This window comes from Dialister succinatiphilus (assembly GCF_928721695.1).
GTDB classification, from domain to species: Bacteria; Bacillota; Negativicutes; order Veillonellales; family Dialisteraceae; genus Dialister; species Dialister succinatiphilus.
Window position 1 is genome coordinate 949,167 of the sequence record NZ_OV788641.1, and the last position, 12,871, is coordinate 962,037.

Below are 12,871 nucleotides of genomic sequence, written 5' to 3' on the forward strand. Positions count from 1 at the left end.
GCGACGCACAAATCAAAGTGAGTCGTTTCCCCTTTAGGGGCGAGGGTTGTGGTTGGCGCCTCTAGTTGATAGAAGGCGCCCTTTTATAAAAACCTTTACAACCGCCCTGCGGGCGTTGGAAATGCATTCCCCCTTTGGTGGCTGGCGCCACCACCTTGCCCGGTGGGAAGCATGTCACTGGATTCTCAGTCGCCTACGGCTCCTTACGAATCCAGTTCCTTTGCCACCCCCGCAAGCGGGGGCACTATAAAGCTCCGTTATGCTGTGAGTTGCTTATGAAAGGACTGCTTTTCAGAGCTTTATTCTGCCCCCGCTTGCGGGGGAAGTCCGGCGAAGCCGGATAGGGGGAGGCGAGCGCAGCGAGCCAATTACCAGAATGCTTATCATACCATATGATACAAAAAGCCAATCCCGTAACGCTGACTTTATACTCATCGCCCAAAGGGCGATACCACAACCCTCGGCCCAAAGGGCCGTCAAACTTAAGAACCCTCCGGCCATCAGGCCGGTCAATCCTAAGAACCTTTCCCACTGAACCCGGGCCGCGGAGCGGCCCCTCTCATAAATCTCTGAAGTGGAATTTCTTCTTTCCCGATGCGTAGTCCCCTACGATCTGGCCATGGCCCAGGAGCTTGTATTTATAGGACACCAGGCCTTCCAGTCCCACAGGGCCCCGGGCGTGGATTTTGGAGGTGGAAATGCCTACTTCGGCGCCGAAGCCGTAGCGGAAGCCGTCGGCGAAGCGGGTGGAAGCGTTCTGATAGACACCGGCGGAGTCCACCAGGGTCATGAAGCGGCGGGCGGTTTCTTCATTTTCCGTAATAATACAGTCGGTGTGGTGGGAGCCGTAGGTATTGATGTGGCTGATGGCTTCGTCGGTGGTGCCTACCAGTTTGATGGCCAGAATGAGGTCCAGATATTCCTTATGCCAGCTTTCTCCTTCGGGAATCACGTCCACTGGAATGATGGCATTCACTTCTTTAGTGCCCCGGATGGTGACGCCGGATTTGTGCAGGGCTTCTGCCAGTCTGGGCAGGAAATCTTCGGCAATGCTCCTGTGTACCAGCACCGTTTCCACCGCATTGCAGGCGGCGGTGTACTGGGTTTTCCCGTCAATAATGAGAGGAATGGCTTTGGCTATGTCATAGTCTTTGTCCACATACATGTGGCAGACGCCGTCGGCGTGGCCCAGGACGGGGATGGAGGTGTGGTTCATAATATACTGCACGAAGGCGTTGGAGCCCCGCGGGATGAGGAGGTCCACGGACTCATGGCATGCCAGCAGTTCATCGATTTCATTGTGCTGCTCCGCCTGCAGGAGGCACTTGGCAGGCAGTCCTGCCTCCAGGGCTGCTTCATGAATCAGGGAAAAGAGGATGCGGTTGGTATAGGTGGTTTCTTTTCCGCCTTTCAGAATGGCACAGTTGCCGCTCTTCAGGCAGAGGGAGGAAATCTGCACCAGTGCATCGGGGCGGGCTTCAAAAATAACGCCGATGACGCCGATGGGGCAGGTCACCCTGGTGAGGGTGAGCCCTTCATCCAGCTGGCGGTGCAGGGTAATTTTCCCGATGGGATCCGGCAGGGACTGCAGGCTTTCCAGTTCTTGCGTCACATCGGCCAGTTTGGCTTCATCAAAGGTGAGGCGTTTCATCACTGCCGGCGCCACATGGTTTTCCAGGGCCAGGGAAAGGTCTTTCCGGTTGGCTTCAAAAATTTCTTTCCTGTGCTCATTAAGACAGGTCTTTATCAATGCCAGGGCCCGGTTCCTCTGCTCTATGGGCATGGCGGCAAGCAGGGGGGCCGCCAGTTTCATCTGTTTCGTTTCTTCTCGTATATTCATGGTGAAAGCTCCTTTCCCGGGGAAATGCGGATTGGTAAGAATACCTTCATTGTAGGGGACCGGGGAGGGAGAGTCAATATTTTGCGGAAAAGTTTCCTGTGGGTATGAAGGTATGAAACACCACTGGAGCCACGTCGGGTAGGAAACTTTTCACTCATAGTTTCCTATAGGTATGAAACCCCATTGGAGCCATACCGGGAAGGAACCTTATACGCCAAAAGTTTCCTGCCGGAGTGAAACCCGTTGGTTCCACTCCGGCAGGAAACTTTTTAAATACGGCTTTATTGTTATGAGACTCCGGGCTTTACAGTGTCCCCTCAGATTTTGGTCCGCAGTTTCTTTTCCCACCAGGAAAAGAAGAAGGTCAGGATGATGGCCACAGTCCAGTAGGCGATGGCATCAGCAATGTAAGGCTCCGTGCGGCGGTTGTAGAGGGCGGAGAAAATGTCCGCTTCGGCAAACATATCCACCACTTTCACCGTAAATACCAGAGCCAGCAGCTTAATGGTCTTCAGGTAGTAGGTGAAAAACGTAGGGAGGGCCACAATGAAGGCCTGGGGAAAGATGATGCGGGTGAAGGCGGCCAGGGGAGTCATGCCTGTGGCCACAGCTGCTTCATACTGGCCCCGGTCTACGGAAAGGAGGGCACCCCGCACATTTTCCGACTGGTAAGCCGTATTGTACAGAATGAAGGTGGTGTACACCGTCCAGTAGGGGCTCACGTCAAAAGGCTTTACCGTCTGTCCTGTGAAGGAGGAAATCACCGGTGCCAGCAGGAAGGGCAGGGAATTGTACACGATGAAGAGCTGCACAATGGAAGGAACGCCCCGGAAGAAGGAAACGAGGACGGCAAAGATGCCGTTCACGAAGCGTCCGGAGCTCTGCCGGATCACGGCGATGACGGAGCCGAAAAGAATGCCGAAGAAAAGGCTGATGAAAGCCATGAAAAGGGTATTGGGAATGGCCTGGGCGATGAAGAGGAAGGCCCTGGGCAGTACAGCAAAATCAATCATCAGGAGGCCCTCCTTTCATGGTTTCCATTGTATTTCTGGAAGAGGTGGAACGCCGTTTCCACCAGAATCACCAGAGCCCAGTAGATAAGGGCCACGGCGCAGTAGGTTTCCAGCTTTCCCTGGCCGTAGTTGGCATTGATAATTAGGCCTGCCCGGCCCATGAGGTCCACCACGCCGATGAAGAACATGACAGAGGTGTCCTTTAAAATGTTGATAGCTTCGCTGACCAGACTGGGAAGGGCCACCGGCAGGGCCTGGGGCGCGATGATGTGCACCACCCGGTGAAAGGGAGACAGGCCGAAAACCATGGCTGCCTCATGCTGCCCCCGGTCCACGGACAGATAGGCAGGACGGATGATTTCCGATATCACCGGCGTATAGTGGAAGCCAAGGGCAATGAGTACATAGGCTGTCAGAGGCCAGCCGTCGGGGCTGATATGAAAAGCCCGTACAATCACCGGCAGCACGAAGTACACCAGGTACAGATCCAGAATGAAAGGCATGGACCGGTTGTAGGACAGCCACACCTCGCAGAGCTGATGGAGAAAGGGCACTTTGGCAATGCGGATCACTGCCACCAGGGTGCCGGTACAAAGGCAGAGCAGAATGGAGGCAGCAATCACTTCCATGGTGAAGGGAAGCGCCGTGGACAGCCGGGGGAAGAGGCCCAGGAAATAGGACATATTAAAGGTCAGCATATTACCCCTCTTCTCTTTTCAGCATGCGCTGAAGAAACTGCCGGGTCTTTTCTTCCTTTGGATGGACGAAGATTTCATCAGGGCTGCCTTCTTCCACCACTTCCCCATGGGACATGAAGACCACCTTGGAAGACACTTCCTGGGCGAAATGCATTTCATGGGTGACAATAATCATGGTAATGCCCAGGGTAGCTACAGAGGCAATGGTATCAAGCACTTCTCCCACCAGCTCCGGATCCAGGGCAGAGGTGGGTTCGTCGAAAAGAATCACATCCGGCCGGGGAGCCAGGGCCCGTGCAATGCCGACCCGCTGCTGCATACCGCCGGAGAGCTCGGAGGGATACATTTTGGCATAATCAGCCATGTGTACCCGTTCCAGCTCCTTCATGGCGATTTCCACAGCTTCTTTCTTCGGCTTTCCATAGCCGTAAATCAGGCCTTCCGTTACATTTTCCAGCACTGTCTTGTTGCGGAACAGGTTGAACTGCTGGAAAACCATGGTGGATTTCCGGCGGAGCCGCTGGATGTCCTTCTTGGAAATATGGGAGAAATCCACAGACACGTCGCTGATGGTGAGCTTCCCGGCATCCGGCTTTTCCAGGTAATTCAGGCAGCGGAGAAAAGTGGTCTTCCCGGTGCCCGAGGGCCCCAGAATGGACACCACGCTTCCTTTTTCCACGGACAGGTTGATATCTTTTAAAACCTCCACATTTCCGAAGGATTTGCGGATATGTTCAGCTTTAAGTACAAGGGACATACAGAGCCTTCTTTCTATGGTTAATCATCAGGGAAGCATCCGGTGATTTTCCCGGCGCTTCCTTATGGGCAATATAAAAACCCCGTCCCCATGGGACGGAGAATTCCGTGTTCCACCCAGATTCATTCCTTCGTCGCCGAAGAAATCTTGGCCAGTCGTAGACTGCAGGCTGTAACGGGCTTCCCGGACAGCCCTACTTCCTTCAGACTGTCAGCTCAGAGAGGCACTTCCATGAAATTCCCGTACCCGCTTCCACCATCCGGGCTCGCTTTGCCAGTTCCATCCATGTACTTTCTCTCGTCCTTGCAGAGAATTAAATATATCACTTTCAATATACCATAGATAGGGGAAGAAATGCAAGAGGAGCGGATGTTAGAGGAATGGCGGAGGGCGCCTTATGGACAAGCCCCATTGGGGCTTGAGGGTTGACGGCCCGCTGGGCCGAAGGTTCTTAAGGGGCTTAAGTTTGACGCGCCTTTGGCGCGAGGGTTGTTGTAGGGCGCCTCTAAATTATAGAAGGCGCCCTCTTATGATAAAACCTAACAATCGGGCTTTCGCCCGAGGAAAAACAAGCAAACCGGGCTTCGCCCGAGGGAAAACAGACCGACCCCGCACCGCAGGCGCGGTTGTAAAGGTTTTCGATACAGAATGCTTATCATGCCATATGGCACTGAAAGTAAATCCCGTAACGCTGACTTTATAAGCATTGCCCGAAGGGCGCCACCACAACCCTCGGCCTGCAAGGCCGTCAAACCTAAGAACCCTCCGGCCCAGCGGGCCGGTCCATCTTAAGAACCTTTTTTGCCCCCTGAGCGCCAGCGAACACAACCCGCCGCCGACAGGCGGCCACAACCCTCGGGACGAAGTCCCGTCAACCCTCACACCGAAGGTGTGTCCAAAGGCGCCAGCGCCCCCCTATCTGAGCCATTTCATGGCATCCTTCATGGCTGCCGGAAGGGCCTGGCCGAAGAGACGGTCCATGGCATCCCGGGTGACCAGCCAGGTGCGGCCGGATTTCCTTCGTTCTCCTTCTTCCATGCGGGCGGCGGCATGACCGGCGCCGGCAGCAGCGCTTCTGACGGTGCCGCTGTCCCGGTTCCAGATGCGGGCGGCTTCGATAGTGGAGAACACAAGGAGAAGGGGATTTAAGGCGAAAGGCGGCTTTTCCTCCGCGCTGCCCCGGTACACTCTTTCTGCAGCGCGGCGCAGGAGAAGCCAGGTATTTCCGGAATGGCGGACTTCAGAAAGAGAAAAGATCCCGTTTTCCCCTGCCCCTTCACAGTCGGCCTGCACCCTTTTGGCGTCGGCGCCGTACAGGTTGGCCGCTTCCCTGGGGGTCACCACTTCTTCCAGGGGATCGAAAGGAAGACGGTACATATCCATATGCCCCAGGTCCGGTTCATAGGCGGAAGAGGAGATAATCCCAATGGCCCCTTCACCGGCGGCCAGGGCGCATCCTGCCGGCAGGCGGCGGCCGGAGAGATAGGCTCCGTAGGCGGCACGGGCTTTTGCAGCAGGCAGGGTGGTGGAAATGAAATCCACCGGTCCTTCGCTGACTGCAAGGCCCTCTCCTTCCGGTATGGCCGGCTTTCTGTCTAAAAGATACAAATGGGCTCCTTCCGTAAGGATCCATCCGCTTTTTGGAATGGTGCCGGTAAGAAAGGCACCGTAGCAGGCATCTGCCTGCTCTTCATTTTCTGTATGTGCGTATATTCGAATCATAATACCTCTATTGACAAGCCCCTTTGGGGCTTGAGGGTTGACGGCCCGCTGGGCCGAAGGTTCTTAAGGGGCTAAAGTTTGACGCGCCTTTGGCGTGCACAGCGAACATGATTTGAAGGAGCAAAGCGACGCACAAATCATAGTGAGTCGTTTCCCCTTTAGGGGCGAGGGTTGTTGTAGGGCGCCTTATGGACAAGCCCCTATGGGGCTTGAGGGTTCTAAAGTTTGACGGGGCTGTGGCCCCGAGGGTTCTTAAGTTTGACAGCGGCTATGCCGCTGAGGGTTGTGGAGGGCGCCTCTAAATTTATAGAAGGCGCCCTCTTATGATAAAACCTAACAACCGGGCTTCGCCCGAGGGAATGCGGTCCCCTTTTTTTAAACTGCGGCGAAGCCGCCACCACAACCCTCGGCCCGAAGGGCCGTCAAACTTACGAACCCTCCGGCCCATAGGGCCGGTCCATCTTAAGAACCCTCCCCCATAAAGGCCCCTTAGAGCGACGACATCATTCGGATGTGTCCGGCCAGCAGTTCTTTATTAATGTAAGCATGCACTTTTTCCATGGGGGAGCCTTCAGCAATGGTTTCCCGGTCTCTGCTGCCGGCGCCGTGACTCTGGACTTTACCGTCGTAGTCGTAGCGGGTCATGGAAAGGGTTTGGATCCGTTTGTGGGGGACGTCCATGCGGACCTGGTAAATGACGGAGGAGAAGTTCTGGTCTTTCCAGGGGTAGGAAATGCGGATCCAGAAGGTGGCGTAGCCGTCTTTATAGGAAATGGTATTTTTTTCTACATCATAGGTGCTTCCGTGGAAACGGACGCCTTCTTCTTTATAAATGACGAGCCACTGGGGATTGGTAAAACGGGGAAGGGGATTTTCCACGTAGTGGCTGTACAGGTTCATGCCGAAGGAATGGGGCACCAGGGCGCTCCAGTTCTGGGGATCGTCGCTGTAGGTGAAATCATTGGTGACGGCGCCTTTGGCATCCAGGGTTTTCATTTCCGTGACCCGGTAGGTCCTGTGGTTTTTGTCGAATTCAATATTGGAAATGGTGTCGCCCTCTTTGGCTTTGGATTTGATGGACAGGGAAGAGCGAAGGCCGCTGTCCACGTAGGAGTCCGTATCCACCAGAGTGGTATCGGAGTCCTGGAAGGGGATCCAGTTTTCCGCCAATGCGGTTTCCCCGCCCACCATAAGGCAGGCAGCAAGTATAGGTGCTAATAGTTTTTTCATAGATATCCTCCTCTTTGGTGAGCTGATGGGACCGCTGTCCGCTATCCGCTGACCGCTGTCCGTGAGCTATGTGCCTGTATGCTGTATTCCCGAAAGCAAGGGGGTGCAGGAGCCTGTCGCGCCCGGGTCAAGCCACCATGGGGCAGCCACCGGCAGACCGGGTTCTGGTCGCAGAGCGGGCTGGTGCAGAGGGCGTATGGTATGCCGCTGAAGGCGGCATTTAAACCTCCATCGCCCGACAGGGCGATACCACAACCCTCAGCGGCTTTGCCGCTGTCAAACTTAAGAACCTTAAGAACCTTAAGAACCCTCGGCTCCAAAGGAGCCGTCCGCCTCTTTTATTTCAGACTTTTAATGACCCGTAAATCCTGGGGCGTCAGGAAGGGGGTGTAGGGTTTTCCCAGGTAGAGGGACAGGGTATCCACCAGACTTCTGATATGGGGGGCCTCTACGTGCATCATATCGGACAGGTCCCGAAGGCTTCCCATGCCGCAGGGAAGGTCTTCGGAAAGGTAGCGGCCCTTGAGGTCCGTAGGTCCCATGACGGTTTTATAGGATTGATTTTCCGTAAGGGCGTCGTAGAGATTTTCCTTTTTCTCTCCCCAGGAGGCGTTGAGCACGTCCAGAAGGGAGGAGAGGGAAAGGCCCAGGGCTTTCCCTATGGCAATCCGTTCCTGGTCGCAGGCTTCCATGTAGGCAGCCACCTTTGGGGTAAGGGAATCACCGAAGAAATGGAATTTCTCTCCGTTTTCAATGCGGGTCATGTTGAAGAGGCAGGCTGTCACGTGGATGATGGGATTGGTGGCGGATAGGGAAGTGGAGGCAGGGGAAGCGACCCGGCTCACCTTGGGCGCCATCAGGTGCAGAAGGGTGCTCAGTTCTCCTTCTTCACCAAGGCAGGAATAGCCGATTTCTTCTTTCATGGCCTTGAATTCCAATGTTTTATAATCGGAAGAGAGGCGGGCGATGAAGGGCATATTGGCAGTTTCCGCAATGGAAATGGATGGGGCATCCTGCTGTTTGGACAGAAGGCGGCAGGCCTTGATGGCGCCCCAGCAGCCGTTCATGAAAAGCAGGCACTGCCCGTCATGAAGGAAGGGGGCGATTTCTTCGACGACGCTCTCATGGTCTGTGGCGTGGGTGCATACCATGAGGATGTCCGCTTCCTCCACGGCCTTTTTCAAATCTGTGGTAAAGGGAACGTACAGGGATGTGTCGATTTTGCCTCTTACTGTGAGGGGAGACTGGTTCCAGCAGGCTGCTTTGATGCGGTTTCGCACATACACCTGACAGGGCACATTTTTCAGATTAAAATAAGCGGCTCCGGCCAGTGCGGTGCTTCCGGCGCCGATGATGGAAATATTCATGGTTCCTCCTACTAAATCCGGATCATTGATTCTCCGGATGGTCCCTTTTATTATACTATTAATAGGGCTGCCATGCTTTGAAAAAATTGGAAATGGTTCATCAAAAAAACACGTCTCCAGGGACGTGCTTTTTCTATATCAGTATACCTTCCAGATGGTCCATTTCGTGCTGGATGATTTCGGCAGTGAAGCCCTGGAACCGTTTTCTCTTTTTGTGGAAGTCTTCATCCTCATATTTCACTTCCACCCCGTCATAGCGCCGGCAGGGACGTTTTCCGGCAAGGGAGAGGCACCCTTCTTCCGTATCATAATATGTGAGGGAATGCATGGTGATGACCGGATTGTAGAGGAGAAGGAAACGTTTTTCATCCCGGATGGCGATGATGGCTTTGGAAGCGCCGATCATATTGGCTGCCAGACCCACGCAGGTGTCGCGGTGGGCGGCCAGGGTGTCCAGAAGATCCCGGCCAGCCGCACGGTCCTGCCGGCTGGCCTTCTCGGCTTTCCGCTGGAGGAAGAGGATATCTTTGACAATAGGACGAATCATGAAAAGTCTCCTTTTGTATTGAGTGATACTTGCAGTGGTGATGGGTATTCCCGAAAGCAAGAGAGGTTCGGGTGCTTTATGGACAAGCCCCATTGGGGCTTGAGGGTTTTAAAGTTTGACGGGGCTATCGCCCCGAGGGTTCTTAAGTTTGACAGCGGCTCTGCCGCTGAGGGTTGTGGAGGGCGCCTTACATTTATAGAAGGCGCCCTCTTATGATAAAACCTTGACAACCGGGCTTTCGCCCGAGGGAAAACAGACCGACCCCGCACCGCAGGCGTGGTTGTATGGTTTTCCACTGCAGAATGTTTATCATGCCATATGGCACTGAAAGTAAATCCCGTAACGCTGACTTCATACTCATCGCCCCCTAAAGGGGAAACGACTCACTACATTTTGCGCGTCGCTAGCGCTCCTTCATCCACTGCTGTCACTGACTCACTGGATTTTCAGGTCGCTGATGCTCCCTTACAAATCCAGTTCGCATAGTGCAAAATGTGTTCGCTGTGCACCGTAAGGGCGATACCACAACCCTCGGGCCCGCAGGGCCCGTCAAACTTACGAACCCTCCGGCCCATAGGGCCGGTCCATCTTAAGAACCTTTCGCGCCCAAAGGGCGCGGGGCCGCTGCGCGGCCCTTTACAGAGAGAATCCGTTTGTCTCGTCTCCCGGCTTATCCAGCCGGCGGGCGATGTCGTCATAGGTCTGGGAGAGCTGGTAGACCACAATGTCCATGGTGGTACGGATGGTGGCGGGGTCGAAGTTTTCAGGACGGGTGGTGAAGGTTACGTCCAGGAATACATTTTCATCGGAGCCGATGGAATATTTCACGATGGCGTGGTGGGCATTGAGGTCGTTCAGGAAGGCAAGGAAGGTCTTTCTGGCGGGGCCCTTGGGGGCGGTGCCCAGATGGATCCGGAGGAGGGTGTACATGCTGTTGTCCGTAATGACAGCGGCCACCAGCTTATGATGTTTCCCGGCGGGAATAGCAGTCATGAAAACGATGGTGTCGTAGGAATCATGGGTTTCCTGGCGGCGGAAGAAATTCAGTCCCTCGTCTTTCATGTATTTTTCAAACATATCGGCTTTTACATTTTTTGTGCGGTTTCCCTGGGGAAACGGAATGGTATTGTCAGACATAGGACGCCTTTCTGCGCAGCTTCTGCGCTTTCGGGAAGCAGCCTGGTAAGGACTGCCGGATTTCATTGGTATGAAACCGGACTCTATCAATGCATAGGTGCTTTCCCGGTCATGGGAAATGGAATGATGATATTTGTATTATACAGGAAACAGGGCGAATAGGAAACGGGCAGGGACAAAACGGGGCATTTTGAAATCCTGTCAAGAGGTACTAAAGAAGCTGGCACTCTATATAAACAATTTCTATAACAGGGCGGAAAGGGAGAAGAAAAATAGAGGATGAGTCAATTTTTTTATGATGAAAAGTGAAGGGGCTGTTTCGGGAAGGCCCATGAAATCTATTATGACGATAAATCATACAGACGCATCATTATGATTTTATGTAAAGAATGACGGAATCATTGTCAATCTAATTAAGTGATGGGTAATCCTATTATCAATGATATAATTAGATAGGTTCATACTGTTTGAGAAAAGGGGCTTTTTCCGTGAAAACCGGGGTTATAATGGTGCCATCAAAAGAAACGCCGGGGTTTCCACGGATGAAGCATTCCCCGGGATGACAGAAGTTTTAAGAAATGTGGTGATTTATATGGACTTAATGATGCTTCCTGAATTTGTTAAATTAGCCCTCTTTATGTTGGCCGTGTTTATTTCCAATATCGTGCAGGCTTTGACCGGCTTTGCAGGAGTCATGCTCTCCATTCCGCCAACCATTCTTCTCTATGGACCGGATATGGCCAAAGCAGTCATTAATGCCATCTGCTGGCTGGTGTGCGCACTCCTGATGTATCAGAACCGTCAGTACATCAACCCGAAGGAACTGCTCCGCATTGTGGTATTCATGCTGGTGGGCATGGCCATCGGTATTCACCTTTACAACGTGGTGAATCCCCAGATTCTGGTACCTCTTTACGGCGCCATTATCGTAGGGGCAGCGCTGAAGAGCCTCATTTTCAAACAGAGCGCCTCCGCCCTGCCGAACTGGATCGCTATCCCTGTTCTTCTGGGGGCCGGCGTCATTCATGGCATGTTTGCTTCCGGCGGTGCCCTGCTGGTGGTATACCTGGTAGCTACCTTCCGGGATAAGGATTCCTTCCGCGCCAATGTGGCTTCCGTATGGACCATCCTGAACCTGGTACTCATGTTCAATGATTATGAAAAAGGCCTTTACAATACGGAATTCTTTGAACTTCTGGGCCTGGGCGTGATTCCTCTGGTCATTGCCATCTATCTGGGAAATAAAATTCACGATATGATCAACCAGAAAATGTTCAACCGCGTCACCTACTGCCTCCTTTTGGCAGCAGGCAGCATGATCCTCATCTGATACTCTCTTTTGAAAAAGGGCTGTGAAAAAATGGTCATCATTTCTTCACAGCCCTTTTTTATGACCACCCTATGACTGTAGGCAGCCTGCCGCCACCGTCATCTCGAGCGGGGGGACATGGCGGTATGGGGGTAAAAACCTCGGGGGCTATTGAAACGCTGAGTCGAGAGATCTCCTGCCTGCGGCATACCATGGGAGAGGGAGATTTTGCTGCTCTGTGGAGACTCTGCATAGAGTTTCCAAGTCAGCCGAAGTTGGCCTCTAGGGAAGCGCTGATTAAATCATTGTTTGCTTTTATTCTTGAATTTTTATGCAATGCGAGGAATGGGCTGACGCGAATAGCGAGCTATTTAAGGAAGCCCATGACGAAACAGTGCATAAAAATTCTTATAAAAGAAAACTCTATGAATTAATCAGTGCTTCCCTAGCCTGCACAATAAGAGGCTTTCCTATTGGCGGCTGACCGGCTTCGGTCGAAATGACGGAGGGGCGGGGCGGCGTTTCTGTCATTTGCTCCCTTTGAAATGACCGTATGCTGCCTGCCGCCACCGTCATCTCGAGCGGAGGGACATGGCGGTATGGGGATAAAGACCTCGGGGGCTATTGAGACGCTGAGTCGAGAGATCTCCTGCCTGCTGCATACCCTGGGAGAGAGATTTCTTCACTCTGCTCCGACCGCCGAAATGACGGAGGGGCGGGGCGGCGTTTCTGCCATTTGAGGCATGAGATTTCTCCACAGTCTCTTTTGGGCATGAAAAAAGAGGCAGTGAAGAAATGAGGAACACTTCTCCGCTGCCTCTTTGACTTACCGTCCTTCCATCATTTTCCGGATCCGTTCTCTCCGCATCCTGGCGGCTGCTTCATCCACAATAATGTGGTGGCCGGCGGCGGTGACGAATTCCGCTTTGGGAGGCGCCGCCTTTTTATCATTGTACAGGGCGTAATCAAAACCGCTGCCTAAAGCGCAGCTGGCGCAGTCCCTGCCGCTGGCGCCCCGCCACATGCGGTAGAGGCTGTAGCCAAACCAGCCGGCAATGGCTGCTGTAATCAGTATAGTTAACAGGGTACCCATGATGGTCCTCCTTTTATGATAATATTTCTCAAGTAAATTATACCATAAAAAGGGAAAGGGGGAAACTAAGATAGCTTTGCGGCTTGCCTGAAGCAGGCTTCAGCCTTTTATAATAAGAACAGCTTTCCGGCTGCGTTCGGGGAAGGAGCCTTCCTCTC

Annotated in this window: 11 protein-coding genes; 1 reads left to right on the plus strand and 10 read right to left on the minus strand. The window is 53.4% G+C overall.

The features are described 5' to 3' along the window. Positions 1–559 precede the first annotated feature (559 nt). From NW747_RS03950 to NW747_RS03990, 9 genes are all read right to left on the minus strand, one after another. Positions 560–1,840, minus strand: a complete 1,281-nt coding sequence (locus NW747_RS03950) for a glutamate-5-semialdehyde dehydrogenase (protein ID WP_273188088.1) — start codon at positions 1,838–1,840, stop codon at positions 560–562. Between the two features lie 317 nt (positions 1,841–2,157). Next, a complete protein-coding gene (locus NW747_RS03955; protein WP_273188089.1) occupies positions 2,158–2,853 on the minus strand; it encodes an amino acid ABC transporter permease in 696 nt (231 codons plus the stop codon). Continuing rightward, on the minus strand, positions 2,853–3,551 hold the full coding sequence (locus NW747_RS03960; protein WP_273188090.1) for an amino acid ABC transporter permease: 699 nt from the start codon (positions 3,549–3,551) through the stop codon (positions 2,853–2,855). Before NW747_RS03960 ends, NW747_RS03955 begins: the two co-directional genes overlap by 1 nt. A gap of 1 nt (position 3,552) precedes the next feature. Then, positions 3,553–4,308 carry an amino acid ABC transporter ATP-binding protein gene (locus tag NW747_RS03965; RefSeq protein WP_273188091.1) on the minus strand — a complete coding sequence of 252 codons (756 nt, stop codon included), beginning with the start codon at positions 4,306–4,308 and terminating at the stop codon, positions 3,553–3,555. Between the two features lie 915 nt (positions 4,309–5,223). Then, the gene (locus tag NW747_RS03970; protein ID WP_273188092.1) at positions 5,224–6,030 is read right to left on the minus strand and encodes a helix-turn-helix domain-containing protein; all 807 of its coding nucleotides are present in this window, start codon (positions 6,028–6,030) and stop codon (positions 5,224–5,226) included. Between the two features lie 489 nt (positions 6,031–6,519). Further along, positions 6,520–7,260 (minus strand): hypothetical protein, encoded by a 741-nt coding sequence (locus NW747_RS03975; RefSeq protein ID WP_008860484.1) that lies wholly within the window; start codon positions 7,258–7,260, stop codon positions 6,520–6,522. Positions 7,261–7,598: 338 nt separating this feature from the next. Beyond that, on the minus strand, positions 7,599–8,627 hold the full coding sequence (locus tag NW747_RS03980) for an NAD/NADP octopine/nopaline dehydrogenase family protein (protein ID WP_273188093.1): 1,029 nt from the start codon (positions 8,625–8,627) through the stop codon (positions 7,599–7,601). Between the two features lie 133 nt (positions 8,628–8,760). Next, entirely contained in the window at positions 8,761–9,174 is a 414-nt protein-coding gene (locus tag NW747_RS03985; RefSeq protein ID WP_273188094.1) for a peptide deformylase, read from the minus strand. A gap of 636 nt (positions 9,175–9,810) precedes the next feature. Next, positions 9,811–10,311, minus strand: a complete 501-nt coding sequence (locus NW747_RS03990; protein WP_273188095.1) for a type III secretion system chaperone family protein — start codon at positions 10,309–10,311, stop codon at positions 9,811–9,813. Positions 10,312–10,870: 559 nt separating this feature from the next. Between NW747_RS03990 and NW747_RS03995 the strand changes: the two genes are divergently transcribed. Then, positions 10,871–11,641 carry a sulfite exporter TauE/SafE family protein gene (locus NW747_RS03995; protein WP_273188096.1) on the plus strand — a complete coding sequence of 257 codons (771 nt, stop codon included), beginning with the start codon at positions 10,871–10,873 and terminating at the stop codon, positions 11,639–11,641. Positions 11,642–12,446: 805 nt separating this feature from the next. Here NW747_RS03995 and NW747_RS04000 read toward each other — a convergent pair. Next, complete coding sequence (locus tag NW747_RS04000) at positions 12,447–12,713, minus strand: FeoB-associated Cys-rich membrane protein (protein ID WP_008860491.1); 267 nt, start codon at positions 12,711–12,713, stop codon at positions 12,447–12,449. Positions 12,714–12,871 lie beyond the last annotated feature (158 nt).

Excerpts from the sequence above, each read along its gene's own strand:
- NW747_RS03950 (WP_273188088.1), bottom strand. The coding sequence starts at position 1,840 with ATGAATATACGAGAAGAAACGAAACAGATGAAACTGGCGGCCCCCCTG.
- NW747_RS03955 (WP_273188089.1), bottom strand. The coding sequence starts at position 2,853 with ATGATTGATTTTGCTGTACTGCCCAGGGCCTTCCTCTTCATCGCCCAG.
- NW747_RS03960 (WP_273188090.1), bottom strand. The coding sequence starts at position 3,551 with ATGCTGACCTTTAATATGTCCTATTTCCTGGGCCTCTTCCCCCGGCTG.
- NW747_RS03965 (WP_273188091.1), bottom strand. The coding sequence starts at position 4,308 with ATGTCCCTTGTACTTAAAGCTGAACATATCCGCAAATCCTTCGGAAAT.
- NW747_RS03970 (WP_273188092.1), bottom strand. The coding sequence starts at position 6,030 with ATGATTCGAATATACGCACATACAGAAAATGAAGAGCAGGCAGATGCC.
- NW747_RS03975 (WP_008860484.1), bottom strand. The coding sequence starts at position 7,260 with ATGAAAAAACTATTAGCACCTATACTTGCTGCCTGCCTTATGGTGGGC.
- NW747_RS03980 (WP_273188093.1), bottom strand. The coding sequence starts at position 8,627 with ATGAATATTTCCATCATCGGCGCCGGAAGCACCGCACTGGCCGGAGCC.
- NW747_RS03985 (WP_273188094.1), bottom strand. The coding sequence starts at position 9,174 with ATGATTCGTCCTATTGTCAAAGATATCCTCTTCCTCCAGCGGAAAGCC.
- NW747_RS03990 (WP_273188095.1), bottom strand. The coding sequence starts at position 10,311 with ATGTCTGACAATACCATTCCGTTTCCCCAGGGAAACCGCACAAAAAAT.
- NW747_RS03995 (WP_273188096.1), top strand. The coding sequence starts at position 10,871 with ATGACAGAAGTTTTAAGAAATGTGGTGATTTATATGGACTTAATGATG.
- NW747_RS04000 (WP_008860491.1), bottom strand. The coding sequence starts at position 12,713 with ATGGGTACCCTGTTAACTATACTGATTACAGCAGCCATTGCCGGCTGG.